The organism is Psychrobacter sp. 1Y4 (genome assembly GCF_051847555.1).
The window spans coordinates 1-505 of record NZ_JBPYDE010001220.1 but is presented as its reverse complement, the minus strand read 5'-3'; the positions used below and the strand labels follow the sequence as shown (position 1 = coordinate 505).

Below are 505 nucleotides of genomic sequence, written 5' to 3'. Positions count from 1 at the left end.
ATGATTTCTTTGCCGAGTGTCAGGTAGTGAATAAGCATGTGTTTGAGACGGTGCAAAGATATGGCGGATCAGTGTCTGCTGAGCATGGGGTGGGTATGACGAAGAAGCCTTATCTGCACTATAGCCGTAGTGAGACTGAGATTAATTACTTGCGAGAAGTGAAAAAAGTATTTGATCCAAACAATATTATGAATCGTGGTAAGATTTTTGATATGTGATTGGTAGGCTAACTATTTACCTCAAAAAAAGACGCTAAACCTAATGGCTAGCGTCTTTTTTATGTTTGCAACTTTATATTTGGAAAGCCCAAATTTACGTTTAAAAAAACATGGTTTATAGATATAACAGTACCAGCGCCACAACTAGCAAGACACTCAAAAACCCTTGAATAATCAAAAATGCTTGATGCGGTGCCGCGATATGACGGAACATATTGCCTAATGCATTATAAGTAATGCCCGCTGCTTTGATATGTGGTGGGGTATCGAAATTTTTGATAATTTGC

The 505-nt window shown here is 38.2% G+C and carries 1 protein-coding gene; it reads left to right on the top strand.

What is annotated here, in order from left to right; all coding sequences use genetic code 11:
* Positions 1-218: FAD-linked oxidase C-terminal domain-containing protein (locus ACS8FC_RS21235; protein WP_439298234.1), on the top strand; the 218-nt coding region annotated here is incomplete at its 5' end.
* Positions 219-505: the final 287 nt, after the last annotated feature.